This window comes from Mesorhizobium sp. M1322 (genome assembly GCF_040318085.1).
GTDB lineage: Bacteria > Pseudomonadota > Alphaproteobacteria > Rhizobiales > Rhizobiaceae > Mesorhizobium.
Genome location: NZ_JAMYLP010000049.1, coordinates 17,865 through 40,453, shown reverse-complemented (window position 1 = coordinate 40,453; position 22,589 = coordinate 17,865). Strand labels below are relative to the sequence as shown.

Annotated in this window: 26 protein-coding genes and 1 pseudogene; 13 read left to right on the top strand and 14 right to left on the bottom strand. The window is 63.5% G+C overall.

The features are described from left to right. Nucleotides 1-200 precede the first annotated feature (200 nt). Together NKH12_RS18550 and NKH12_RS18545 are read right to left on the bottom strand one after the other, a co-directional pair. Nucleotides 201-1,451, bottom strand: coding sequence for an RNA polymerase sigma factor (locus NKH12_RS18550; RefSeq protein WP_352954460.1), 1,251 nt, complete (start codon nt 1,449-1,451; stop codon nt 201-203). Between the two features lie 7 nt (nt 1,452-1,458). Next, nucleotides 1,459-1,827 (bottom strand): YciI family protein, encoded by a 369-nt coding sequence (locus NKH12_RS18545; RefSeq protein ID WP_352954459.1) that lies wholly within the window; start codon nt 1,825-1,827, stop codon nt 1,459-1,461. A gap of 241 nt (nt 1,828-2,068) precedes the next feature. On the opposite strand from NKH12_RS18545, the gene NKH12_RS18540 reads away from it, so the two are divergent. The 3 genes from NKH12_RS18540 to NKH12_RS18530 all read left to right on the top strand — a co-directional run bounded on the left by NKH12_RS18540 (nt 2,069) and on the right by NKH12_RS18530 (nt 5,651). Then, entirely contained in the window at nt 2,069-3,028 is a 960-nt protein-coding gene (locus NKH12_RS18540) for a TAXI family TRAP transporter solute-binding subunit (RefSeq protein ID WP_352954458.1), read from the top strand. A 158-nt stretch (nt 3,029-3,186) separates the two neighbouring features. Beyond that, nucleotides 3,187-5,277 (top strand): TRAP transporter permease, encoded by a 2,091-nt coding sequence (locus NKH12_RS18535; protein ID WP_352954457.1) that lies wholly within the window; start codon nt 3,187-3,189, stop codon nt 5,275-5,277. Beyond that, entirely contained in the window at nt 5,274-5,651 is a 378-nt protein-coding gene (locus NKH12_RS18530; RefSeq protein WP_352954456.1) for a DUF1850 domain-containing protein, read from the top strand. Before NKH12_RS18535 ends, NKH12_RS18530 begins: the two co-directional genes overlap by 4 nt. Before the next feature lie 74 nt (nt 5,652-5,725). Here the strand turns inward: NKH12_RS18530 and NKH12_RS18525 are convergent, their stop codons facing one another. Together NKH12_RS18525 and NKH12_RS18520 are read right to left on the bottom strand one after the other, a co-directional pair. After that, complete coding sequence (locus NKH12_RS18525; RefSeq protein ID WP_352954455.1) at nt 5,726-6,169, bottom strand: thiol-disulfide oxidoreductase DCC family protein; 444 nt, start codon at nt 6,167-6,169, stop codon at nt 5,726-5,728. 210 nt (nt 6,170-6,379) lie between these two features. After that, on the bottom strand, nt 6,380-6,526 hold the full coding sequence (locus tag NKH12_RS18520; protein ID WP_023801394.1) for a hypothetical protein: 147 nt from the start codon (nt 6,524-6,526) through the stop codon (nt 6,380-6,382). Nucleotides 6,527-6,952: 426 nt separating this feature from the next. On the opposite strand from NKH12_RS18520, the gene NKH12_RS18515 reads away from it, so the two are divergent. Then, complete coding sequence (locus NKH12_RS18515) at nt 6,953-7,459, top strand: YciE/YciF ferroxidase family protein (RefSeq protein WP_027154740.1); 507 nt, start codon at nt 6,953-6,955, stop codon at nt 7,457-7,459. Between the two features lie 61 nt (nt 7,460-7,520). Then, nucleotides 7,521-8,539, top strand: a pseudogene (ligD, locus tag NKH12_RS18510) (DNA ligase D); the annotation flags it as partial. Between the two features lie 3 nt (nt 8,540-8,542). Here the strand turns inward: ligD and NKH12_RS18505 are convergent. Next, nucleotides 8,543-9,217, bottom strand: coding sequence for an ArsR/SmtB family transcription factor (locus NKH12_RS18505; RefSeq protein WP_352954454.1), 675 nt, complete (start codon nt 9,215-9,217; stop codon nt 8,543-8,545). Between the two features lie 68 nt (nt 9,218-9,285). Between NKH12_RS18505 and NKH12_RS18500 the strand changes: the two genes are divergently transcribed. From NKH12_RS18500 to NKH12_RS18490, 3 genes are all read left to right on the top strand, one after another. Then, nucleotides 9,286-9,513 carry a DUF1127 domain-containing protein gene (locus NKH12_RS18500; protein WP_352954453.1) on the top strand — a complete coding sequence of 76 codons (228 nt, stop codon included), beginning with the start codon at nt 9,286-9,288 and terminating at the stop codon, nt 9,511-9,513. A 91-nt stretch (nt 9,514-9,604) separates the two neighbouring features. Then, on the top strand, nt 9,605-9,937 hold the full coding sequence (locus NKH12_RS18495) for an NIPSNAP family protein (RefSeq protein ID WP_352954452.1): 333 nt from the start codon (nt 9,605-9,607) through the stop codon (nt 9,935-9,937). Further along, nucleotides 9,934-10,278: an antibiotic biosynthesis monooxygenase family protein gene (locus NKH12_RS18490; protein ID WP_352954451.1), complete on the top strand. Its 345-nt coding sequence runs from the start codon at nt 9,934-9,936 to the stop codon at nt 10,276-10,278. The genes NKH12_RS18495 and NKH12_RS18490 overlap by 4 nt, the downstream gene beginning before the upstream one ends. A 6-nt stretch (nt 10,279-10,284) precedes the next feature. On the opposite strand, the gene mbfA is transcribed toward NKH12_RS18490, so the two are convergent. Beyond that, nucleotides 10,285-11,268: an iron exporter MbfA gene (mbfA, locus tag NKH12_RS18485; protein WP_352954450.1), complete on the bottom strand. Its 984-nt coding sequence runs from the start codon at nt 11,266-11,268 to the stop codon at nt 10,285-10,287. Between the two features lie 178 nt (nt 11,269-11,446). On the opposite strand from mbfA, the gene NKH12_RS18480 reads away from it, so the two are divergent. The 3 genes from NKH12_RS18480 (at nt 11,447) to NKH12_RS18470 (ending at nt 13,746) form a co-directional block, all read left to right on the top strand. Continuing rightward, entirely contained in the window at nt 11,447-11,770 is a 324-nt protein-coding gene (locus tag NKH12_RS18480; protein WP_352954449.1) for a hypothetical protein, read from the top strand. Between the two features lie 212 nt (nt 11,771-11,982). Then, nucleotides 11,983-12,966, top strand: a complete 984-nt coding sequence (locus NKH12_RS18475; RefSeq protein WP_352954448.1) for a threonine/serine dehydratase family protein — start codon at nt 11,983-11,985, stop codon at nt 12,964-12,966. Nucleotides 12,967-13,059: 93 nt separating this feature from the next. Continuing rightward, a complete protein-coding gene (locus NKH12_RS18470) occupies nt 13,060-13,746 on the top strand; it encodes a glutathione S-transferase family protein (protein WP_352954447.1) in 687 nt (228 codons plus the stop codon). A gap of 72 nt (nt 13,747-13,818) precedes the next feature. Here NKH12_RS18470 and NKH12_RS18465 read toward each other — a convergent pair whose 3' ends face one another. The 4 genes from NKH12_RS18465 to NKH12_RS18450 are packed head-to-tail and all read right to left on the bottom strand — an operon-like array spanning nt 13,819 to nt 17,376. After that, nucleotides 13,819-14,955 carry an ABC transporter permease gene (locus tag NKH12_RS18465; RefSeq protein WP_352954463.1) on the bottom strand — a complete coding sequence of 379 codons (1,137 nt, stop codon included), beginning with the start codon at nt 14,953-14,955 and terminating at the stop codon, nt 13,819-13,821. A gap of 8 nt (nt 14,956-14,963) precedes the next feature. Then, on the bottom strand, nt 14,964-15,884 hold the full coding sequence (locus NKH12_RS18460) for an ABC transporter ATP-binding protein (protein ID WP_352954446.1): 921 nt from the start codon (nt 15,882-15,884) through the stop codon (nt 14,964-14,966). Then, entirely contained in the window at nt 15,881-16,720 is an 840-nt protein-coding gene (locus NKH12_RS18455) for an HlyD family secretion protein (protein WP_352954445.1), read from the bottom strand. Before NKH12_RS18455 ends, NKH12_RS18460 begins: the two co-directional genes overlap by 4 nt. Further along, nucleotides 16,717-17,376, bottom strand: a complete 660-nt coding sequence (locus NKH12_RS18450; protein WP_502910813.1) for a CerR family C-terminal domain-containing protein — start codon at nt 17,374-17,376, stop codon at nt 16,717-16,719. Before NKH12_RS18450 ends, NKH12_RS18455 begins: the two co-directional genes overlap by 4 nt. 142 nt (nt 17,377-17,518) lie before the next feature. Here NKH12_RS18450 and NKH12_RS18445 point away from each other — a divergent pair, with 142 nt between their 5' ends. Continuing rightward, nucleotides 17,519-17,992, top strand: coding sequence for a CYTH domain-containing protein (locus NKH12_RS18445; RefSeq protein ID WP_352954443.1), 474 nt, complete (start codon nt 17,519-17,521; stop codon nt 17,990-17,992). Continuing rightward, a complete protein-coding gene (locus NKH12_RS18440) occupies nt 17,989-18,936 on the top strand; it encodes a CHAD domain-containing protein (RefSeq protein ID WP_352954442.1) in 948 nt (315 codons plus the stop codon). Before NKH12_RS18445 ends, NKH12_RS18440 begins: the two co-directional genes overlap by 4 nt. Nucleotides 18,937-18,990: 54 nt before the next feature. Here NKH12_RS18440 and NKH12_RS18435 read toward each other — a convergent pair whose 3' ends face one another. The 4 genes from NKH12_RS18435 to NKH12_RS18420 all read right to left on the bottom strand — a co-directional run bounded on the left by NKH12_RS18435 (nt 18,991) and on the right by NKH12_RS18420 (nt 22,501). Beyond that, nucleotides 18,991-20,724 carry a SulP family inorganic anion transporter gene (locus tag NKH12_RS18435; protein ID WP_352954441.1) on the bottom strand — a complete coding sequence of 578 codons (1,734 nt, stop codon included), beginning with the start codon at nt 20,722-20,724 and terminating at the stop codon, nt 18,991-18,993. A gap of 117 nt (nt 20,725-20,841) precedes the next feature. Continuing rightward, a complete protein-coding gene (locus NKH12_RS18430; protein WP_352954440.1) occupies nt 20,842-21,111 on the bottom strand; it encodes a helix-turn-helix domain-containing protein in 270 nt (89 codons plus the stop codon). A 228-nt stretch (nt 21,112-21,339) separates the two neighbouring features. Further along, a complete protein-coding gene (locus NKH12_RS18425; protein ID WP_352954439.1) occupies nt 21,340-22,041 on the bottom strand; it encodes a phosphatase PAP2 family protein in 702 nt (233 codons plus the stop codon). A 121-nt stretch (nt 22,042-22,162) separates the two neighbouring features. After that, a complete protein-coding gene (locus NKH12_RS18420; protein WP_352954438.1) occupies nt 22,163-22,501 on the bottom strand; it encodes a hypothetical protein in 339 nt (112 codons plus the stop codon). Nucleotides 22,502-22,589: the final 88 nt, after the last annotated feature.

Below are 22,589 nucleotides of genomic sequence, written 5' to 3'. Positions count from 1 at the left end.
CTCGACAACCAGAGAGAAGACGGACAAAACCCGTTTTACGGGGCATGCACATGTGGCATTTCGATTCACTCAAAACTTTCCCCGGACAGCCCTGCCGTAAACGGGGAGAAATGCCCGGCAGGGCAATGAGGGGCGGCGCCAGCGCTCGGCCTTAGATCCCAAACATCGGATCATGTCTGATCCCCGGCCTTTCCCGGACCTCATTCTTCGGCTGCGAGTCCCGCCCGTCGTTCCTGCAGGAACCGGCGCACGGCGGGGTCGCGTTCGAGGCCGATCGCCCGGTCATAGGCCTCAGTCGCTTCCCGAGTTTTGCCGAGCCTGGCCAGGAGGCCGGCGCGGGCGGCCCAATAAGGCTGATAATCATGCAGCCGCTTGTCGTCGCCAAGTTCATCAAGAGCGCTCAATCCCGCTGCTGCGCCGTCGGCCTCGGCAATGGCCACCGCACGGTTGATCGACACCACCGGCGAGCCGGCAATCACCGAGAGCGCGTCGTAAAGATGTCGGATCGCGACCCAGTCGGTCCGGCCGGTCAGCCGCCGCGTCGTATGGGCGGATTGCACGGCTGCCTCGAGTTGGTAGCGGCCGACGACGCCGCTGGTCGCGGCGCGCCTCAGCAGTGTCTCTGCTTCGTCGATCAAGGCGCCGTCCCACAGCGCGAGCTCCTGCTCGGCCAATGGCACATAGTCTCCGGCGGCGTTGCGTCGCGCCGCACGCCGCGCCTCGGCAAACAGCATCAGCGCCAGCAGGCCGAGCGCTTCCGGCTCATCCGGCATCAGCGACGCCACCAGCCGGCCGAGCCAGATGCCTTCGGTCGCGAGATTGCGGCGCCGGGTCTCGGTGCCGGCCGGGTCGGACCAGCCTTCGGCGAACGCGGCGTAGATCGCTTCCAGCACCGCATCCAGCCGCTCGCCAAGCTCTGCCCGCTCCGGCACCCGGAACGGAACGCCGGTCTCGCGGATGCGACTTTTGGCGCGCACTAGGCGCTGGCCCATCGTTGCCGGCGATACCAGGAAAGCCGAGGCGATCGTTGCCGCGTCGAAGCCCAGAATCGCCTGCAGGATCAGCGGCGCGCGCACGCCGGCCTCGATCGCTGGATGGGCACAGGCAAACATCAGCCGCAGCCGCTCGTCGGGCAGGTCTTCATCGACCATGCGGGCCTCGATCTCCTCGGCGATCAGCCTGAGATGGTCGCGGCCCGCTTCGCCGGTCAGCCGCCGTCTGACGGCGTCGACGCGGCGCCGGCGCGCCACCGCCAGCAGCCAGGCTTCCGGCTTCTGCGGCACGCCTGTTTGCGGCCAGCGCTCCAGCGCCGCCGCAAAGGCGTCGGCCAGCGCGTCCTCGGCGCCGGTCACGTCACGCATGCGCGCGGCGAGATAGGCGATCAGCTTCCCGTAGCTTTGCCGGGCGGCCGCTTCCGCCGCCGCCCGCGCGATCTCCGGGCGTCTGTCCATCACATGGTCATTTCTCAGATAAGTACTCCGTCATTTCCCAGATCGGTCGCACCTCGACCGTGCCGGTGCTGGCTGCCGGACAGCGCGCAGCCCATTCGATGGCCGTGTCGATGTCCGTCGCTTCGATCATGTAGAAGCCGGCAAGTTGCTCCTTGGTATCGGCATACGGGCCGTCGAGCACGTTGGTCTTGCCGTTGGCCATCCGCACAGAGGTCGCGGCCTGGGTCGGCTTCAGCCGGTCGCCGGCCAGCCAGGCGCCGGATTTCTTCAACGCCTCTGTATAGGCGCCATAGGCTGCGCTGATCTCGAAGGTCCTATCGGTCGGCGCATTCGCCATTGCGGCTTCGTCATTGTAGATCAAAAGCATGTATCGCATGGTCTTCTCCCGTTTTTCGAAGGCCGCATCGTTGCCGGCCGCACCAATGTCGCGCAGCCTGGCGCGATTTCGACAGACGCTGCAAAAATCTTTCGGCTCGGATGGCATCTCGCGCAAGCGGACACTCAATCGTTCGTCTAATCAGTGCAATACCGGGTTGGCATTTCCCGCCCGCTGTCTAAACTCGCGTCGGTTCGTGCTGGAGAGGGTGGTACGGCTGATATTTCAGGGAGGAAATCATATGCTCAATTTCAGGACGAAGTTTGTTGCCGCCGGCGCGCTGGCGCTGTCGCTAGGTCTTGGCGCGGCGTCGGCCAAGGCACAGGAATTCATCAACGTGCTGACCGGCGGCACTTCGGGCGTCTATTATCCGCTCGGCGTCGCGCTGTCGGAAATCTACGGCAAGGGCATCGAAGGCGCCCGCACCCAGGTGCAGGCGACGAAAGCTTCGGTCGAGAACCTCAACCTGTTGCAGCAGGGCAAAGGTGAGATCGCCTTCGCGCTCGGCGATGCCGTCAAACTGGCCGCCGAGGGCAACACCGAAGCCGGCTTCCCGGGCAAGCTCGATAAGCTGCGCGGCATCGCCGCCATCTACCCCAACTACATCCAGATCGTTGCCAGCAAGGAGTCCGGCATCAAGACGCTCGCCGACCTCAAGGGCAAGAGCCTGTCGGTCGGCGCACCGGCCTCCGGCACCGAGCTCAACGCCCGCGCCATCTTCGCCGCCGCCGGGCTGAAATACGAGGATCTTGGACAGGTCGAGTATCTGCCCTTCGCCGAATCGGTCGAGCTGATCAAGAACCGCCAGCTCGACGCCACGCTGCAATCGGCCGGGCTCGGCGTTGCCTCGATCCGCGATCTCGCCACGTCGGTGCCGATCAACGTCGTCGCCGTGCCGGCGGAGGACGTCGCCAAGATCGGCTCGCCCTATCTTTCGGTGGCCATTCCCAAGGGCACCTATGAGGGCCAGACCGAGGATGTCGCGACCGCCGCCGTTGGCAATTTCCTCATCACCCATGCCGACGTCTCCGACGAGACCGCCTATCAAATGACCAAGCTGCTGTTCGAAAATCTCGACCAACTCGCTGCTGCTCACGCCGCCGCCAAGGCGATCGACATGGCCAAGGCGCTCGACGGCATGCCGGTGCCGCTGCATCCCGGCGCCGAGCGGTATTACAAGGAGAAGGGGTTGGTGAAGTAGGGCGCTCCCTCCCCCTCGAGGGGAGGGTGCCGAGCGAAGCGAGGCGGGTGGGGTCGGTTCAGGCCGCGCACTGCCGCAACGACCCCACCCGTCCATCCGCCTTCGGCGGCTGTCCACCCTCCCCTCAAGGGGGAGGGGCGCCCGCCAGGAACCCGCCAATGACCGAAACCCCGACCGTTCTTTCCCCCACAGCCGAAGCCCCGGTCGAGGGCCTGCCGCCGGGTTTCGGCGAAGGCATCGCCGGCAAGGCCGCCTTTCTCATCGCCATCGCCTTCTCCGTCTTCCAAATCTACATCGCCGCCTATGGCAGCCTGCCGAGCCAGGTGGTGCGCGCCATGCATGTCGGCTTCTTGCTGCTGCTCGGCTTTGGCCTGATCGCCAATCTGCGCGCTACAAGCACACCGGCGAAAGCAGCGTTCTGGGTGCTCGGCGTGCTCGGCTTTGCCACCGGCCTTTACAATTGGGTGTTCTATACCGACCTCATCCGGCGTTCCGGCTTCCTCACCCCGCCGGACCTGATCGTCGGCACGGTGCTGGTCGTTCTGGTCTTCGAGGCCGCGCGGCGGCTGATGGGGCTGCCGCTTGCCCTGATCGCTTTGATCTTTCTCGCCTACGCTTTCTTCGGCAATCATCTGCCGCCGCCCTTCATCCATCGCGGCTATGATTTCGCTCAGCTCGTCGACACCTTCGCCTTTGGCACCGAAGGCATATACGGCACGCCGGTCTACGTCTCGGCCGCCTATATCTTCATCTTCGTCGTCTTCGCCGCCTTTCTCGAACGCGCCGGCATGATCGCGCTGTTCAACGATTTCGCCCTTGGCTTGGTCGGCACATGGCGCGGCGGCCCGGCCCAAGTCTGCGTCCTGTCCTCGGCGCTGATGGGCACGATTTCCGGCTCCGGCGTCGCCAATGTGGTGGCCAGCGGCCAGTTCACCATCCCGCTGATGAAGCGCTTCGGCTTCCGGTCCGCTTTCGCCGGCGCCGTCGAGGCGACCTCGTCGATGGGTGGCCAGATCATGCCGCCGGTGATGGGCGCGGTCGCCTTCATCATGGCCGAGACGCTGAACATTCCCTATGCCGAGGTGGTCAAGGCGGCGATCATCCCGGCGCTGCTCTATTTCGGCGCCTGCTTCTGGCAGGTCTACCTGGAAGCCGGCAAGGCCGGCCTGCAGGGCATGGCCAAGGCCGACCTGCCCAATCCGTGGGACGCGGTGAGAAGACATTGGCCGCTGGTGCTGCCGCTGGCCGCGCTTATCTATCTGCTGTTTGCCGGCTATACGCCGATCTTCGCCGGCACCATGGGTCTGGCGCTGACCATCGTGCTCATCCTCGGCACGCCGCTGGCGGCGCTGATCGGGCCGCTCGCCTTTCGCGTCGTCTTCTGGCTGGCGCTCGGGCTTGCCGCCGCCTCTTTCATGAGGTTCGGCGTCAATATCCTCAGTTTTGTGATCGCAGCGCTAATTGTCGCCTGCGTCACCTTCAGGGGCGGGCGCGAGACACTGCAGATATGCATAGATTCGCTGGCCGAGGGGGCAAAGAATGCGCTGCCGGTCGGCATCGCCTGTGCCATCGTCGGCGTTGTGATCGGCACTTTGACGCTCACCGGCATCGCCTCGACCTTCATCGGCTGGATCATCTCCATTGGCGAGAACAATCTGTTCCTATCGCTGGTACTGACCATGCTGACCTGCTTGGTGCTCGGCATGGGCATACCGACGATCCCCAATTACATCATCACCTCGTCGCTGGCCGGGCCGGCACTGCTGTCACTCGGCGTGCCGCTAATGGTCAGTCATATGTTCGTTTTCTATTTCGGCATCATGGCCGACCTCACACCGCCGGTGGCGCTGGCCGCCTTCGCCGCCGCGCCGATGGCCAAGGAGAGCGGCCTCAAGATCGGCATCCAGGCCACCAAGCTTGCCGTCGCCGGCTTCGTCGTGCCGTTCATGGCGGTCTACACCCCGGCGCTGATGCTGCAGGACCCCGGCCCGATCGCCGCCCAGTTCGGCTATCCCGTCGAGGTCGCCTATATCGTCGCCAAGGCCTGCATGGGTATTGCCCTGTGGGGCGCAGCCGCCGTCGGGTTCCTCGCCCGGCGCATGGTCTGGTGGGAACGGCTCGTCGCCTTCGCCGCCGGCGTGCTGCTGGTTGCCGCGCTGCCTGTCACCGACGAAGCCGGCTGGGCGCTCTCTTTCGTCTGGATCGGCTGGCACTGCTGGCGCGCGCGGCAGGCGTCCGGCGCCGCATGAGCCTCTGTATCCTGGCTGCCGGCAAGACGGTGACGCTCACTGTTGCCGCCTTCACGCTTTCCTGGACGCATTCGGTGGAAAAAACGCATTGGCAGGAAGACTGGAAGGTGATGCCTTCCGGCGTGCAGATCGCCGAGGCGCGGATCAAAGGCTCGGGCGCCGGCATGGAACCGCCGGAAGGCTCGGTGCTGCGGAACGGTTGGTGGGTCTATAAACCCAAGATGGCGCCGCAGCGAAGCCTTGCGCTCGCGGCCTCCGGCGCGACGGGTGAAGGCTGGACGCTGTGCACGGGTCAGGGCTGCCGCGAACTCGCCAATACGGCAGGCGACACGATCTTGCTGGAGCCGTGCGAAGGTTCGAGCCAGCCGCGGTAGCGGATGATTCCGGCAAAGGGGGGTGCCGATCCGCCGGCGGTATCGGGCAGGATAGAGGCCTTGCAGTGGCCGGCCTAGCCAATCAGCCGCCCTTTCAACTCGGCGGATGGAATCTCGCAGCTCTCTTTCCTGCCGAACAGCGCGTAACGGTTCTTCGCAACGCGATCGTAGAGCCAGTCGCGGAGTGGGCGCGGCAGCAGGAGTAAAGACCTCGCCGCCCGCCACGGCCAGCCGAGTTCGGCCATGGCGGCAACGAGACTGTCGAGCCGGGTAAACGCCTCGCCGTCGATGAGGGCCAGATTGGTTTCGTAGCTGTCGGTACGCAGCCTGTATTTTCGAAACAGCGCTTCACCGAGCGGTGACTGCGCCGTGGCGAAGCGGAAGCGGCTTTTGCGGTCGAGCCTGACCACCATGCGCACGAAGCCAGAACACAGCACGCAGACGCCATCGAACACGATCAACGGCTGGCTTGCATCGAAGGCTGGCTTTTCAGGAGGATGGTCTGGCTGGGTGGTCACGCGAGTCCCGGCTGCTTGGTGTCAAACGACACTAAGCTTGCCAGGGGCGAGATCAAAGCCCCAGAATCTCAAAGCCTTGAATCTCAGAACCTTGGCGATGTCGCCGCCGCCTGTCGGCGAACGCAGGACGTTCCGCGCGATAGGTCGTCGCACGGTGATCGGCGGCCGGCCTGCAGATCCGGCTGTCGTGACGGCTTGCCATGGTCGTCATCAGTGCGCGCTGATGCCGAGCGTGTGGCCGCGGCGTGCGCAAGCGGGGCCTGGGCCGCGCATGTAATAGCGCTCCGGCCGGTAGGTCGGCGCGACGAATTCGCGGATGGCGGCAGCGTAGCCGATGAGGTGCGTCAAGAAGTTCATTTTCCCTGTCCCTGTCCCTATTTCGGATGTCCCTTCCGAATTGCTGGGATCATAGCGTCGAGGCGTGAATAGTCGGTGAACACGATGTTAATCTTTGGTCAAAAAGGCCTTGGTTCGTGGCTGGAATGCGGCTGATTCGGGGTCTTTCCATGCAGTTCGTCGGCATTCCGGCTAGTGTGACTTTTGCATCACATATGTTTCGTTTGGATGTCGCTCTGACGCGCTTGTGTTTCAACTTTGGCCGGCGCCGCGAAATTTCCGTGCTTGCCCAAATTTCCCTGCTTGCTCGGAAAAGCCAGGAACCCGCCCGATCGCCGCACGTTGACGCTAAGAGCCGGGACCCACCCGGCCCCAGCAGGCAGCGGCTTCCGTGCGGAACCGCCGTCGGGACTCCAACACAGCAAGAACAATGGAAAGGCAAAAGCCATGGGTTTCTTTTCGAAAGACATCAAGACGCTGGATGACCTCTTCGTCCACACGCTGCGCGACATCTATTACGCCGAAAAACAGATCGAGAAGTCGTTGCCGAAGATGATCGACAAGGCGACCGATCCGCAGCTGAAAGCCGGCCTGGAGAAGCACCTCGGCCAGACCAAAGGCCATATCGAGCGGGTCGAGAAGGTGTTCGAGCTGCATGGCGTGAAAGCCAAGACGGTCAACTGCCCGGCCATCGACGGCATTCTTGAGGAAGCCGATGAAGTCAGCGGCGACATCGACGACAAGGACGTTCTCGACGCCGCCCTGATCGCCTCCGCGCAGGCAGTCGAGCACTATGAGATAACCCGTTATGGCACGTTGATCGCTTGGGCCAAGCAGCTTGGCCGCACCGACTGCGCCAATGTCCTGGCCAACAACATCAAGGAAGAGCAGGCGACCGACCGCAAGCTTACCGAGATTGCGGAAGCCAAGGTCAACCTTCAGGCCGCCGAGTAGACTGTCGATCGAGGCAGGGCCGGACAACCCGGCTTTGCCTCACTTTCCGTACCTGAACGTCGACCGTATGATGCGCCACGCTCGTTCGAGGGATTGCGCGAGGACAAACCGGCGGAGGAAGTCGTGCAGGAAAAGCCGAAAGCACCCGCAGGCAAGGCCGACACCAAGGCAAAGCCTGCCGGCGACAAGGGGATACTCACCTCTGTGAAATCCGCGCGGGCGGCGAACACCGTCGTAAAGCTTTCTCATCCCGACAAGCTTCTGTGGCCGCAGGAGAAGATCTCGAAGCAGGGCCTGCTCGATCATTACGCTTTGGTCTGGCCGCGCATGCAACAATTCGTCGTCAACCGGCCGCTCAGCCTGGTCCGCGCGCCGGACGGCGTCGAGGGCCAACGCTTTTTCCAGAAGCACGCGTCGGCCGGCATGCATGACAAGATCGCCAGGATGAAGGATCCGACGGACGGCGAGGAGATTCTGTTCATCCGCGATTTCGACGGTGTCGCTGCCTTGGTCCAGCTCGGTGTGGTCGAGATCCATATCTGGGGCTGCACCATCGACGAACTGGACAAGCCGGACCAGATCATCTTCGATCTCGATCCCGACGAAGGCGTCGACGTGAAAGCGGTGCGCGCGGCGGCGCTTGAAATTCACGGCCAGCTCGATGAGCTGTCGTTGCCGAATTTCGTCAAGACGTCGGGCGGCAAGGGCTACCATGTCGTCGTGCCGCTGAAACCTTCAGCGGATTGGGATGAGGTGAAAGACTTTGCCCATGATTTCGCCCGCGCCCTCGAGCAGGCGGCACCCGAGCGCTACACGGCGACGCTGTCGAAGAAGGCGCGCACCGGCAAGGTCTTCGTCGACTATCTGCGCAACGGCCGCGGCTCGACCACGGTGGCGCCCTATTCGTCGCGGGCCAAGAAGGGTGCTACCGTATCGATGCCGGCGATCTGGGCGGAGATCGAGGCGGGGTTGGTGCCGAACGCATTTCCGATCGGCGACAAGACGACGCTGAAGCAGTTGGCGAAAGCCGATCCGTGGGCGGATTTTTTCAAGCAGGGCAAGCCGCTCAAGCGCGGCTGACAATCATGCGAGAAACACCCTCTCGAAAGCCTGCTTGCCCGACGGCGAAAAGACGACCGCACGGCTGTCCTTTTCGCGCCGCGCCCATTTCTCCAGAAGGATCTTGTCGAGAATGGCAGCGCCCAGCGTGCCGGCCAGATGCGAGCGCCGCACGCTCCAGTCGAGGCAGGCTCGGCACAGCGGTCGTCGCGCCTTGCTCTCGACATCAATGCCGATCGCGGCGAAATGCGAGACGGCCGACGGCCCAAGCCTGATCTCCTTGTCGTCGCAGATGAGGACTTGTCGAGCGACAAGACGATCCAGCATCGCCACGGCCTGCTCGCCGGCGAGGTGGTCGTAGCAGACCCGCGCCACGCGCATTGCCGCATCACGCGGACCCGGCCGCACCCGCTGCGGCCCAACCGCAGCAGCGACGCCGGTGATAGCCTCGATCATGCCTGCCACCTGCGGCCCGGCGAGCCCGTAGTAGCGATGCCGCCCCTGGCTTGCCAGCGTCAGCAGCCCGCCTTCCATCAGTTTCGACAGATGCGAGCTGGCAGTCGGCAGCGAAACGCCGGCTTCGAGCGCCAGTTCGCTCGCTGTCAGTGCCGTACCGCCCATCAGCGCCGTCAGCATGTTTGCCCGCGCCGGATCGCCGACCAGGCTGGCGATGCGGGCTATGTCAGGTCCTTCACGCATAGTTCGTCCATCATCGAAGCATCCTTGTCAGATAATCACTATTCTCGGTTCAGATCAAGGAGACGACGATGACCGCAAGAGCCGCCCCCAGCGCCGTATCCGCTAGCCGCTTCGGCCGTCGGCCGTTCCCGTTCATCATCTTGCGCCGGGTGCTTCTGCGGCTCCTGGCGCGGTGGTACGACCGCCATCTGCAGCGCCTCGACCTCGCCGAGATTGACGAGCACCTTTTGCGCGATCTTGGCCTGACGTCAGACGACGTTCGCCGCGAATGCGCAAAGTCCTTCTGGCAAGCGTGATCAGCGTGGAAATTGCCTAGCACATCGTTCCACAGAATATTTCGACCCCGCTCGAACTGTCGGCGCAACGAATTCAGCAAGGAGACAAAAGATGACCATCACCTGCTTCATCCGCTACGAGATCGACCCGTTCGGCAAGGCGGCATTCGAGGAGTATGCCCGCAACTGGGGTCAGGCGATCCCGCGCTGCGGCGCCGATCTGATCGGCTATTTCGCGCCGCATGAGGGCTCGGCCACCACCGCCTACGCCGCCTACAACATCGACAGCCTTGCCGCTTACGAGGCCTACCGTGTCAGGCTCGCGGCCGATCCGGCCGGCAGGGCGAATTACGAATTCGCCCGGCGTGAGAAATTCATCCTGAAGGAGGATCGCACGTTCCTGAAGCTCGCTTCCGGGCCGCACGCCTCTCTGGTGAAGCTATGATCGCCGTCATCTTCGAGGTCGAGCCGGCAGCGGGCAAGCGCGACGCCTATCTCGGCCTCGCAGCCAACCTGCGCCCGCTGCTCGACGGCATCGACGGGTTTCTCACCATCGAGCGCTTTCAGAGCCTCACCGACCCGAACCGCATCCTGTCGCTGTCGTTCTGGCGCGACGAGGAGGCGGCGAAGGCCTGGCGCAACACGGAGGAACATAGGCAGGCGCAGAAGGCCGGCCGCGGCGGCATCTTTGCCGGCTATCGTCTGCGCATCGCCCATGTCGTGCGCGACTATGGCCTGACCGAACGTGCCGAGGCGCCTGAGGACAGCCGGGCGCTGCATGGGTAGGGATTGCTAAGCATTCCCGATCAGCACGCCCGCCGCGAACACCAGCCCGCCGCCCAGCACAACCTGGAAGGCGGCGCGCCAGAACGGCGTCTGCATATAACGGTTCTGTACAAAGGCGATCGCCCACAGTTCGAAGAACACCACCACGACCGCGAGAATTGTCGCGGTCCAGAAATACGGAATGAGGTAAGGCAAGGCGTGACCGAGACCACCCAGCGCCGTCATGACGCCTGTGGTGATGCCGCGTTTCACCGGCGAACCGCGGCCCGACAGTTTGCCATCGTCGGAAGCCACCTCGGTGAAACCCATCGAGATGCCGGCGCCGATCGAGGCGGCAAGCCCGACCAGGAAGGTCTGGAACGTGTCGTGCGTGGCAAAGGCCGCGGCAAAGATCGGCGCCAGCGTCGACACCGATCCATCCATCAGCCCGGCCAGTCCCGGCTGCACATAGGTCAGGATGAACTGGCGCTGCTCGGCCGCTGCCTCCTCGTCCTTCACCGCGCCCGGCACATGCTTTTGCTCCAGCCGCTGTGCCAGCGTCTCGTGACCCTGTTCGGCCACCGCCAGATCGTCGAGCAGCTTTCGCGTCGAGGCATCGCTGGTGCGTTTCGCCGCCTCGACGTAGAACAGGTACGCCTGACGCTCCATCGACTCGGCTTGGCTGCGCACATGTTCGATGCCGAGCGGCCTGACCAGCCAGTCGGGCTTGCGCTCGTAATAGCCCTTCACATGCTCGCGCCGGATCAGCGGAATGCGCTCGCCGAAACGCTCGCGGTGAAGTTCGATCAGCGAGTCGCGATGGCCGTCCTCCTCCTCGGCCATTTCCTCGAACACTTTGGCCGAATGCGGAAAGCTATCCGCCAAACCGTCGGCATAGGCACGGTAGATACGCCCGTCGTCTTCCTCGGAAGAGATGGCTAGCGCCAGGATCTCTTGCTCCGAGAGCGACTCGAAAGGACGGCGGTCAAAACCGAAAACACGGGAAAGCATGAGAAATTCACCCTAGTTTAGAACGATTCTAAACTAGGGTTTGGCGCGCCTTTGGTCAATCACGCCCGTTGGCCGGGCGTTCAAAATTAGGAACTCTGGGAATCCTTCTCTGCCCCTTAATTATTGGCGAATGTTCACCTATATAGCTGAACCTAAGCCAAGAGAAAGGAATCCGTAGATGCCGGCAAAACAGCCCGCCCATGCTTTCGACCCGAAGCCCGTTCTCGACCTGATCGCCGGTATCGAGGCCGACCTGCAGCGCCTCAAAGGCCTGGTCGAGCAGCAGGTCGAAAAATTCGATCCGGCCAATCCGCACAATAAGGCCCCTGACGGGAAGCTGACGGAGGAGGGCGTCGAGTGCTGCTACCGCCTGTTCGACGAGGGCAAATCGCGCTATTCGGTTGCCCAGCAGATGAAGATTTCCTTCGCCGCCGCCACCCATCGCTTCAACAACTGGCGCAAGATGGGCGGCGCTAAACGGCAACGAACGCTTTTGGGGTGACCGGTCGGCGAAGCCGATCAATCGACAATGATTTATCGATTGAAGCGACGAACGCCCGGAGCCATAGCGGAGGGCCGGGAAGGCGGTAGGTGACAGGCACACAGCCCTCTTCCTACTAGCGGGAATTTGTAACGGTCACATTTTTTCATTGGTGCGCCGCCTCCCTTTCCGGGCATCATGAGAGGTAACATGTCTTTCCACGGGACCACTTCATGATCGCACCGACGCCTCCCGCCATCGCCGATATCCACGCCGCAGCAGCGCGATTGTCCGGCCTGATCGTCGAAACGCCGCTGATCGAATCGCCGGAGCTGAACAAGCGCTTCGGCGCCAGGATACTGTTCAAGCCGGAGACGTTGCAGCGCACCGGCTCGTTCAAGTTCCGTGGCGCCTACAATAAACTGTCTTCGCTGAGCGACGAGGAGCGCAGCCGTGGCGTCGTCGCCTTCTCGTCGGGCAACCATGCGCAAGGCGTCGCCGCCTCGGCGGCGATGTTCGGGGTCAAGGCGGTCATAGCCATGCCCACTGACGCGCCGGCAATGAAGGTCGGCAATGTCAGGAAAATGGGCGCGGAAGTGGTTCCGTTCGACCGTTTCCGCGATGACCGAATGACGGTGGTTCGCCCGTACATCGAACGGGGCATGGTCCTGGTCCCGCCTTTCGACGATCCGGCCATCATCGCCGGCCAGGGCACGATCGGCCTCGAACTGATGGCGCAGGCGAAAGCGCTCGGCGTGAGCCTCGACGCGGTCGTCATTCCCTGCGGCGGCGGCGGCTTGAGCAGCGGCATCTCCATCGCGGTCAAGGATGCATCACCTGATACGGCCGTCTGGGCGGTGGAACCCGAGCATTTCGACGACACCTGTCGCTCCTTGGCCAGAGGTGCGCGGGTTTCGATCGAACCCGGCCATATCTCGATCTGCGACGCGCTCCTCACCGCCGAGCCGGGCGCGATCACCTTCGAGATCAACCGCAAGAATCTCACCGGCGGCATTGCCGTTTCCGACAGAGCCGCGGCACAGGCAATGCGCGACGCCATGGCTCACCTCAAACTGGTGGTCGAGCCCGGCGGCTGCGTCGGGCTGGCCGCGCTGTCGTCGGGCGAGATCGAGCTATCAGGCAAATGCATTGCCGTGGTGCTGTCCGGCGGCAATGTCGATTTCAGCACCTATGCGGAGATCATGGCGGCGGCTTAGGTGGCGATCAGTTCCGGTCGCGCGCCGATACAAAGCGTCAAAGCGCCCCTTGGGCGTCCAGTCGAACCAGCACCATTCAAAGGCTGACACGGAATGAAACTGCTCTTCAGCCGCAATCCCAATCCTCGCCTCGCGGTGGCGGTGGCACGCTATCTCGACGCTAAGGTAGAGTTTGAATTCGCCTCCCCCTTCGCTCCCGGGCAGGCTGAGCGATATCGCCCGCTAAATCCAAATCTTTCACTGCCCATACTCGTAGGCTCGGGGAAAAGCCTCTGGGAGACCGACGCCATAGCCTGCCGGCTGTCACGCGACGCGCATTCGGATCTCTGGCGGACCGGCGACGACGAACCCGAGATGATCCGATGGCTCAGTTGGGGCAAAGAGAACTTCGCGAGAGCTTGCGACGTCGTGCATTTCGAACGCGGGACCAAACAGCGGTATGGGATTGGCCCGATCGATCAGCACCGGGTTGAGGAGGGATTGAGGGACTTCCGCACTGCCGCTGCAACACTTCAGGCCGCGTTTTCCGAGCGAGAATGGCTGGTCGAAAATTCCGTTTCCTATGCCGACTTTCGAATGGCGACGTTTCTGCCCTTCAACGACGTCGCCAGATTGCCGCTCGACGATTACCCTTCGGTCAGCCGCTGGTATCGTCGGCTTGAAGAAATCGACGCCTGGCGCGATCCCTTCAAAGGACTGGACGCACCTGAATTGCCACCGGTCCCGGCCAGGCCAGACCCGCATAAAATTCTCGATCCGAATGATCATGCATCCAAGTGAGCTGAGCTGCTGTTCGAGTTGGAGTTTCGCCCTCCACTCATTTCGGCCATTTGCGTAGGCTGCTTGAGCTGACTAGTCCAGCGTCCGGCGGAATCGCACCAGTGCCACGCCGGCAAACAGCGCCACGAACACCACCAGCCAACCGATTTCGGTTGCGACCGCCGGCAGGTCGGCGCCCTTCAGCATCACCGCGCGGATGATGCGCAGGAAATGCGTCAGCGGCAGGATCTCGCCGAAGATCTGCGCCCAGCCTGGCATGCCGCGATAGGGGAACATGAAGCCCGACAACAGGATCGACGGCAGGAAGAAGAAGAAGGTGAGCTGCAGTGCCTGCATCTGCGTGCGTGCCATCGTCGAGATTGTGTAACCGAGCAGCACCAGCGCCAGCACAAAGACCAGAACCGCCGCAAGCAGCAGTGACAACGACCCGGTGAACGGAACGCCAAACAAAAGCTTGGCCGCCGCCAGCACCACCACCACTTGGACGGCGCCGACCACCAGATAAGGCAGCACCTTGCCCAGCATGATCTCAAGTGGGCTGGACGGCATCGCCAGCAGGTTTTCCATCGTGCCGCGCTCGGTCTCGCGCGTTAGCGCAATCGAGGTCATCATCACCATCGTCATCTGCAGGATGACCCCGAGCAGGCCGGGCACGATGTTGTATTGCGAGATACCTTCCGGATTGTAGCGCCGGTGCACCACCACTTCGAGCTGGCCCCGGGCAGCTTCGGCGGCCGTCTCCTGAATGCCGCGTGCCCTGAGCAGCGCCTGATTGGCGACGGTGCCGAGCGTCGAGATGGCGCCGCTGGCGACGGCCGGGTCGGTCGCGTCCGCTTCGATCAGGATCTGCGGCTGGTCGCCGCGCTCGACCCGCCGGGCAAAATCGGCGGGGATGGTGACGACGAAGGCGACGTCGCCACGCGCCATCAGGAATTCCGCCTCGGCGGCACTTTGTGCGACATGGTCGAACCGGTAATAGCCGGTGGTCTGCAGTGCCGAAACCATGGCCCGCGTGTAAGGATCGCTGCTCATCGCCACCAAGGCTGCCGGCAGGCTCTTCGGGTCGTTGTTGATGGCATAGCCGAACAGCACCAGCTGCATCAGCGGCACGCCCAGCATCATGACGAAGGTGATGCGGTCACGCCGCATCTGGATGAACTCCTTGATCAGCAGCGCGCCGAGCCTGGCGAGGGAAAAGACGCTGTTTATCCCGTTTCTCATCCCATATTGTCCTTCGAGCCTGACATGAACTGGATGAACACATCCTCCAGGCTGGTCTCGCCCGGCGTCACCGTGACGCCCTTGTACTGTTTCTCGACATCGGCGAGGGCTGCCTGAAGCGCCTTCTTGTCGGAACCGACGACATGCAGCGTCGCGCCGAACGGCGCCACCTGGTCGACGCCGGCCTTGCCCTCGAGCGCGACCGCAACCCGATCGAGCTGCGGGCCCTGCACGATGAAGGTCGTCAGTCCGGCGTTCCTGACCACCTCGTCGACCGTGCCGGTGGCCAGCATCTTGCCGTAGGAAATGTAGCCGATGCGGTGGCAGCGCTCGGCCTCGTCCATGTAATGGGTGGATACCAGCACGGTCAGTCCGCCGCTGGCCAGCCGGTGGATCTCGTCCCAGAATTCACGCCTGGCTTTCGGATCGACGCCCGCCGTCGGCTCATCGAGCAACAGCAATCTGGGCTTGTGCATGATGCAGGCGGCCAGTGCCAGCCGCTGCTTCCAGCCACCGGACAGTGTACCGGCCAACTGGTCCCTGCGCGAGGTGAGGCCAAGATCCTCCAGCGTCCTGCCGACATGCTCGTCAAGCGGCTTCAGCTCATAGAGCCGCGCCACGAATTCAAGGTTCTCGGCGATGGTCAGATCCTCGTAGAACGAGAATTTCTGCGTCATGTAGCCGACTTCCCGCTTGATCCTCAGACTGTCGGTGCGGATATCGAAGCCGAGCACCGTGCCTTCGCCCTCATCCGGCGTAAGCAGGCCGCACATGATGCGGATGGTCGTCGTCTTGCCCGAACCGTTCGGGCCGAGGAAGCCGACGATCTCGCCCTCTGCCACCGTCATTGTCACATGGTCGACGACGGTCTTGTCACCAAAACGCTTGACCAGGCCATGGACATCGATGGCGTTCATTTGCCGATATCCGCCAGATCGACATCGACGATCTGCCCCGGTTGCAGCGCGCCGGCATCGCCCTCCGGCCGAGCCTCGACCAGATAGACCAGCTTCTGCCGGGTCTCGAGTGAGTAGATCACCGGTGGCGTGAACTCCGGATCCGGCGACACATAGCTGACGCGAGCCTTCACGTCCGGCCCGCAGCCGTCGCAATGGACTTTAAGCAGCGTGCCGACTTTCACCGACGAAAACGCGTTTTCCGGCACATAGACGCTGAGCTTCACCGCGCCGTCCGGCAGCATCGAAATGACAGGTGCGGTCGGGCCGGCGGTGTCGCCCGGATTGCGGATCACGTCGTTGACGCGGCCGGGCGACAGCGCCGCCAATACACGCTTCGACAGCCGCCATCGCGCTTGCTCCAGCGCCGATTGCGCCTGGCTGACCTGATTCTCGGCGGCCTTGATCGTTTCCGGCCGTGCCGGCAGGCCGCCGCCGGCGTGATTGGCTTCCGCCTGGCCGACCTGCGCGTTGGCCGTGGCCACCGGCGCCTTGAGCACCTCAATCTCTTCCGGCCGTGTGCCGACCTGCTGGTCGGCAAGTTGCGCCTGGGCCTGGGCAAGGGCCGCCTCGGCTTGCGCGACGGCTATTTTTGCGTCGGCGCTTTCCAGCGTCACCACAGGCGTACCCGGCGCGACGCGGTCGCCGCGCTTGACCGAAATCGTCTCGACCTGCGCCACCTCGATCGGCGCGAGCAGCACATAGTCGCCCTCGACATAACCGACGGCGAGTGGTGCCGCCGGTGCGCAGGCGCTGAAAAGCAGGGCGGCGAGCGGCACAGAGCAGAGGAAACTCATGACCTACGATCCTTTCGGGCGGCCAATATGGCCCCAAGATTATCCGTCACCGCCGCCGCAATCTTGGTGGCCTCGGCATCTCCGATCGCTCGCCAGCCCATGCGGCGCATCACCGCCTCGCGGCCGATGCGGAAATAGACGACCTGGCCGATCAGCGTGAACACGGTAAGTCGGGTAGCCTCGCTTTCGGCCGGCTCGCCCGTTGCCTGCTCCCAGATCAGGCAGAGCCGGCGATGCGTCGGCTCGAACACGCCGTCATAGATGCGGTCGAGTGCCGCCGTCGGATGCGAAAGTTCACGCAGGACGAACTGCACGATCTCACCGGCCTCCGGCCTAGCCACGATGAAGGCCACCATCCGCTCCAACGCGGTGAAGAGTTGTGCCCGCGCCGCTTCGGGGTCGCCCGCTTCTGAATCGCCCCCATTGGAATCGCTTGGCGCCTGCAGATTGCCGATCGCCTGGCCGGCAATGGTCTGGATGGTGTCGACGATATAATCGGCCGCGGCCGCACGAAGCCCTTCCTTGCCGCCGAAATGATAGGCGATCGAGCCGATATTGGCCTTGGCCTCAGCCGCGATCTCGCGCGTCGAGGTGCCGTCGAAACCCTGCCGTCCGAACAGCGTCAGCGCCGCACGGACAAGTGCTGCGCGCGTCATGTCGGCGGGAGATGTCTCGCGACGCGGAATTTTGGCGTTTGTTGGCTTGCTCACACCAAGTATTTAATCAATCGAATGATTAAAGTCAACCCCGCCTGTCTCGTCTTGCCATCTCCAGCCGCACGCGCTTTATTGCGAAGCCATGGTCAAGGAAATCGAGCGCAAGTTCCTGGTCTCCGGCAATGAGTGGCGGGATCTGGTCGAAGCGGATATCCGCATTCGCCAGTTCTATCTCGCCGCCGCACCCGGCCGCTCGGTGCGCGTGCGCATCAGCGACGGCGCCTCGGCAAAGCTGACGCTCAAATTCGGCAGCAAAGCCCGCGAACGTGACGAATTCGAATATCCGATCCCTCTGGCCGAGGCGGAAGAGATGCTGGCCTTCGCGATCGGACGTGTCATCGAGAAGACACGCCACCATGTTAGGCATCGCGGCCATCTCTATGAAGTCGATGTCTTCGGCGGGACGCTTAGCGGTCTGGTGGTCGCCGAGCTTGAGACGCCCGAGGACGTGCCGGACGAAATGCTGCCAGATTGGCTCGGCCGCGAAGTCACCGGCGAGGAGAGGTTCTACAACGCGTCGCTCGCCCTCGAGGGGATTCCGGAGATCGCCGCATGAGTTATCGCATCAATCCGCGCCTGCCGTTGACCGGCGAGGTTCGGCGCATCCTCGCCGAGGAGATCGGCAAGGCGCGGGTTCATCTGGACACGGCACGCGACAGGCCGGAACAGGCGCTGCACAAATGCCGCAAGCGGCTGAAGAGCGTGCGCGCCTTGCTGCGACTGGTCCGTTCCGGAGACGAAACATTTTGCGGGACCGAGAATCAGTGCTACCGACAGGTGGCTGCCCTGCTTGCCGGTCCGCGCGAGGCAACCGCGCTGGTTGAAACCATCGACCGACTGGCAGCAAGCTTTCCCGAGCAAAGCGCCGGCGGCGGTCTCGATGCCGTTCGCGACACGCTCGTGGCGCGCCAGCACGAATTGCATGGTGGAGCCGGCCTCGGCGCAGCGATAGCTGCCGCGATTTCCGCTTGCGAGGAGGGTATCAGCCGGATCGATATGCTGGCCTTGCCCGACCAGCCGGAACAGGCCGCCGATGTGCTTGCCGAAGGCGCCCGCATCACTCTGCGTCGCGCCAGAAAGGCGCTGGACAAGGCAGGCTCCCGCGGCGCGGCCGATGATTTCCATGATCTGCGTAAGGCGGCAAAGACTCACGGCATGCATCTGTCGCTGCTCGGAAGGCTGTGGCCGACGCCGATCAAGGCCCGGCGCAAGGCGGTCGACGAACTCGGCGAAAGACTGGGCGAACTGCATGATGTGTTCGTCCTGCGAACGCTTCTCGATGCCGACGATCGGCCGCTCGGCTCTCCTCAAGAAACGCGGCTCCTGAACAAGCTGTTGAAGCGCTCGGAGAAAAGCCTGAAAAAGACCTGTCTCGCCGCGGCAGCCGATCTGTTCGGCGACAGCCCCAGGCGCTCGACAAGGAAACTCGCGCGCAAAGTGCGCGACGATCTGGCCGCTCCGCCGCACGAAGACGCCAGCGCGCCGGGCGCCGCCGTCTGACGCGGTCCTTGCGTCGGTATCCGTCCCAAGATCGTTGACAAAAGAGGAGGAGGTTTAGACCTCTCCCGGGGCGGCTTTCTTCAGTTGCGCCCGCGCATCCCTGATCGAGGCGGCGTATGTCACCAGCGGCCGTTTGACGCCGTGGTTGATCAGCATGCGACGTGTCTGCGGCGAAGCGCCTGAGATGATGAAGCGCACGCCGGCGCGCCTCGCCTTGTGAGCAGCGCCCTCGATGACGTTGGCCGCGGTCGAATCGAAGAACGGCACCGCCGAGCAGTCGAGGATGAAGTTCTTGCGCTGGTCGGCGATGCGGTCCAGCACCGTGGCGACGGTCGAGGCGGCACCGAAGAAGAAGGCGCCCGAAATCCGGTAGACGACGGTGTCGGCATCGCTCGCTTCGCTGGAATCGTATGCGTTGGCGGCGTCGGTTCTGTCGGCGAGATCGTCCTGCACCAGTCTCTGGTCCGGCTCAACCGCAATGCTCTTGGCCATGCGGTCGATGAACAGGATCGAGCCCAGCGCGAAGCCGACGACGATGCCTTCGGTGAGGTCCCGGAAGATGACGATCAGGAACGTCGCCATCAGCACCAGCGCGTCGCCGCGCGAGGCACGCAGCAACGTGGCAAAGGCCTGCTTCTCGAACATGTTCCAGCACACCACCGCCAGCACGCCGGCAAGGGCTGCAAGCGGGATGTAGCTGGCCAGCGGCGCCGCGACCAGCATCAGGGCAAGCAGGAGGACCGAGTGGATCATGCCCGAAACCGGTCCATGCGCGCCGGCCCGCACATTGGTCGCCGTGCGGGCGATGGTGCCGGTGGTGCAGATGCCGCCGAACAGGGCGGACGCGATGTTGGCAAAGCCTTGCGCCACGAGTTCGCAGTTGGAGCGGTGCCGCCTTCCCGTCATGCCGTCGGCGACCACCGCCGATAGCAGCGATTCAATCGCGCCGAGCAGCGCAAACGCCATGGCGTCCGGCAGGACGTCGATCGCCCTGTCGAAGCTGATCGGCGGAAAGGCCGGCATCTGCAGGCTGCGCGGGATGCCGCCGAAGCGCGTGCCGATCGTTTCGGCAGGCAGCGAGAACAGCGCCGCGACAAGCGACGCCAGACTGATGGCGATCAGCATGGCGGGCCATTTCGGCCGCCACCGCTTCATCAGGGCAATGGCGACGATGGTCAGTACTGCCACGGAGGTGGCGGCGAGATTGATCGTGCCGGCGGCCTCGCCGATCGCCATCAGCTTCGGCACCAACGGTCCAGGTTCTATGCCGGGGAGCTTCAGCCCGAACAACTCGACGATCTGGCCGGAGAAGATGATGACGGCGATGCCGGCGGTGAAGCCGACGGTCACTGGGTAGGGAATGAATTTGATGTAGGTGCCAAGCCTGAGATAGCCGATGGCGAGCAGGAAGATGCCGGCCATCATCGTCGCCAGCAGCAACCCGTCGACACCGACCCGCGTCACCGTTGCCGCCACCAGCACGATGAAGGCGCCGGCCGGTCCGCCGATCTGGAAGCGGCTGCCGCCGAGCGCCGAGACGAGGAAGCCGCCGATGATGGAGGTGTAGAGCCCGCGCTCCGGCGTCACGCCCGATGCGATCGCGATCGCCATCGACAGCGGCAGCGCCACGATGGCCACAGTCAGTCCGGCGATGGCATCGGCCTTGAAATGCTCTGGTGTGTAGCCCTCGCGCAGCACCGTCACCAGCTTCGGCGTGAACAGTTCGGAAAATGTCGGCTTTGCCGGACTTTGGGCCGGTTGATGAATTGCCCGTCGGGTTCGATCCATGGACTGCCTTCCGCTCCTGATGCATGTCGTTTTGGGACGACGACATGCATAAAAACCAAGGAGGCGGCGGGATCGTCGGCAGGACTGTCGGCGGTCGCCGTCGCGACTTTTGTCGGCTCAGCCGGGCGAGTTCTGCGGCACGATCGGCTTGAGGCGCACGCCCCTGCCGCCGCGCTCGCTGACCTGGTTCTCGCCGATCAGTTCCACGCCCGCCTCATCGAGGGCCTGGATGACCTTCATCAGCGTGTCGACCACGCCCCTGACCACGCCGTCGCTCGCTTCCATGCGCTGGATGGTTGGAAGCGATACTCCGGCGCGCTCGGCGAGCGTCTTCTGATCGATGCCGGCCAGCGCCCTTGCGGCGCGCATCTGCGCGGCAGTGATCATCGGTTAAAACTCCTGTCTGAGTCTGCGCCACATGTATAATACCGCCATCATGATGGTTCAACCATCATAATGCATGTGTCAGGCGTGCACGGGCGCTTGCGTCCTGGGGAGCCCCGCGCGCTACGCGTCGTGTATCGACAGTTTTCCTGCTGGCAGGTTGCGGGCGTAAGATCGTCAACACGCTGATTTGACCGCGCCGACCGACACAGCGCCGTCTGACCAGCCGGTTCAGCCGCCGACGGTCTGCCCGCGCCATCGCTGTAGCGCCCATGCGGCCAGCCAGCACAGCATCGCCCAGGCGAAGCCGGCGCACCAGCCGGCCAGCACGTCGGATGGCCAATGAACGCCGAGATAGACGCGGCTGATGCCGACCAGCAGGGTCGTCAGCACCGCCAGTGCCAGCACATAGATCTTGGTCGTTCGCCCAGGCAGGAAGCGCGACGCCATGCTGCCCAGCGTCAAATATGTCACCGCCGACAGCATCGCGTGGCCGCTCGGAAACGAAAGCGATGCCACGTCGGCGAGATGCGAGACCAGATCGGGGCGCGGCCGGTCGATTCCGAGCTTCAGCGTGCTCGACAGGGCCTGCCCGCCCGCCACTGCTACGAAAACGAGAAACGCTGGTCCCGGCCTGTGGATCAGCAGCAGATAGACAATCACCGCCGCCGTCATCAGCACGAGCACGCTGGCGCTGCCGAGGCTGGTGATGTCGCGCATCGCCCCTTCCAGCCACAGAGGTCCGATCGGATTGTCGGGCTGGCCAGCTTCACGGAAGGCGAGCAGGATTTCTGTGTCGAAGGCGTGCGGCGTAGTGTCTCGCGCCACCTCCATCAGTTCCTCGAACCCCCACAGTCCGCCAGCGATGACCAGTCCGGCCAGCAGCACCGGGAATTCGATCCAGTTGAGCAGCTTGCTTGCGGTATTCTTCATCGGCCCAATCGTCCTACAGCGCCGCGCGTCCTTTTGAACGCGCAAAGGACGCTGTAGCACTTTAATTTTTTGCGCATGATCCTTTCCGAAAATCGGCTCCGATTTTCGGGGTCATGCGTAATTACAATTTTTGCAGATAGGGTCCGAGTGTGATCAGCGCCACAGCTGCGACGGCGAGCACGATGCCGGTGGCCTGCAACGCATTGACGCGCTCGCCGAAGAACACCAGGGCCACCACGTTCACCGACACCAGTTGGATCACCGCCGACAGGCTGAACGATACCGACATGCCGAATTCACGGATCAGCCTCAGCATGATCAGATTGCCCGCCGAATAGAGCGCCAGCGTCAAAACGATCTTGCCAAGGGTAGGCGCCAGTCCCCATTGCTTCGCCGCCGTCGCCGCCAGCAGGAAGATCACCGTTGAAATGCCGAGCTGCCCCAGTCCCCAAAAACTCACTTTTTGTCCCTCTCGAAGCGGTGCTTCCGCGCCTGCCGCGGATCTTGTTTCCGAAGCGCCGGTCGCGGTCAAGCGGGACTGATCCTGG

Excerpts from the sequence above, each read along its gene's own strand:
- NKH12_RS18495 (WP_352954452.1), top strand. The coding sequence starts at position 9,605 with ATGACCATCACCTGCTTCATCCGCTACGAGATCGACCCGTTCGGCAAG.
- NKH12_RS18440 (WP_352954442.1), top strand. The coding sequence starts at position 17,989 with ATGAGTTATCGCATCAATCCGCGCCTGCCGTTGACCGGCGAGGTTCGG.
- NKH12_RS18505 (WP_352954454.1), bottom strand. The coding sequence starts at position 9,217 with ATGCGTGAAGGACCTGACATAGCCCGCATCGCCAGCCTGGTCGGCGAT.
- NKH12_RS18435 (WP_352954441.1), bottom strand. The coding sequence starts at position 20,724 with ATGGATCGAACCCGACGGGCAATTCATCAACCGGCCCAAAGTCCGGCA.
- NKH12_RS18450 (WP_502910813.1), bottom strand. The coding sequence starts at position 17,376 with ATGACGCGCGCAGCACTTGTCCGTGCGGCGCTGACGCTGTTCGGACGG.
- NKH12_RS18455 (WP_352954445.1), bottom strand. The coding sequence starts at position 16,720 with ATGAGTTTCCTCTGCTCTGTGCCGCTCGCCGCCCTGCTTTTCAGCGCC.
- NKH12_RS18430 (WP_352954440.1), bottom strand. The coding sequence starts at position 21,111 with ATGATCACTGCCGCGCAGATGCGCGCCGCAAGGGCGCTGGCCGGCATC.
- NKH12_RS18545 (WP_352954459.1), bottom strand. The coding sequence starts at position 1,827 with ATGCGATACATGCTTTTGATCTACAATGACGAAGCCGCAATGGCGAAT.
- NKH12_RS18460 (WP_352954446.1), bottom strand. The coding sequence starts at position 15,884 with ATGAACGCCATCGATGTCCATGGCCTGGTCAAGCGTTTTGGTGACAAG.
- mbfA (WP_352954450.1), bottom strand. The coding sequence starts at position 11,268 with ATGCTTTCCCGTGTTTTCGGTTTTGACCGCCGTCCTTTCGAGTCGCTC.
- NKH12_RS18480 (WP_352954449.1), top strand. The coding sequence starts at position 11,447 with ATGCCGGCAAAACAGCCCGCCCATGCTTTCGACCCGAAGCCCGTTCTC.
- NKH12_RS18445 (WP_352954443.1), top strand. The coding sequence starts at position 17,519 with ATGGTCAAGGAAATCGAGCGCAAGTTCCTGGTCTCCGGCAATGAGTGG.
- NKH12_RS18550 (WP_352954460.1), bottom strand. The coding sequence starts at position 1,451 with ATGGACAGACGCCCGGAGATCGCGCGGGCGGCGGCGGAAGCGGCCGCC.
- NKH12_RS18540 (WP_352954458.1), top strand. The coding sequence starts at position 2,069 with ATGCTCAATTTCAGGACGAAGTTTGTTGCCGCCGGCGCGCTGGCGCTG.
- NKH12_RS18500 (WP_352954453.1), top strand. The coding sequence starts at position 9,286 with ATGACCGCAAGAGCCGCCCCCAGCGCCGTATCCGCTAGCCGCTTCGGC.
- NKH12_RS18530 (WP_352954456.1), top strand. The coding sequence starts at position 5,274 with ATGAGCCTCTGTATCCTGGCTGCCGGCAAGACGGTGACGCTCACTGTT.
- NKH12_RS18490 (WP_352954451.1), top strand. The coding sequence starts at position 9,934 with ATGATCGCCGTCATCTTCGAGGTCGAGCCGGCAGCGGGCAAGCGCGAC.
- NKH12_RS18475 (WP_352954448.1), top strand. The coding sequence starts at position 11,983 with ATGATCGCACCGACGCCTCCCGCCATCGCCGATATCCACGCCGCAGCA.
- NKH12_RS18520 (WP_023801394.1), bottom strand. The coding sequence starts at position 6,526 with ATGAACTTCTTGACGCACCTCATCGGCTACGCTGCCGCCATCCGCGAA.
- NKH12_RS18535 (WP_352954457.1), top strand. The coding sequence starts at position 3,187 with ATGACCGAAACCCCGACCGTTCTTTCCCCCACAGCCGAAGCCCCGGTC.
- NKH12_RS18470 (WP_352954447.1), top strand. The coding sequence starts at position 13,060 with ATGAAACTGCTCTTCAGCCGCAATCCCAATCCTCGCCTCGCGGTGGCG.
- NKH12_RS18515 (WP_027154740.1), top strand. The coding sequence starts at position 6,953 with ATGGGTTTCTTTTCGAAAGACATCAAGACGCTGGATGACCTCTTCGTC.
- NKH12_RS18425 (WP_352954439.1), bottom strand. The coding sequence starts at position 22,041 with ATGAAGAATACCGCAAGCAAGCTGCTCAACTGGATCGAATTCCCGGTG.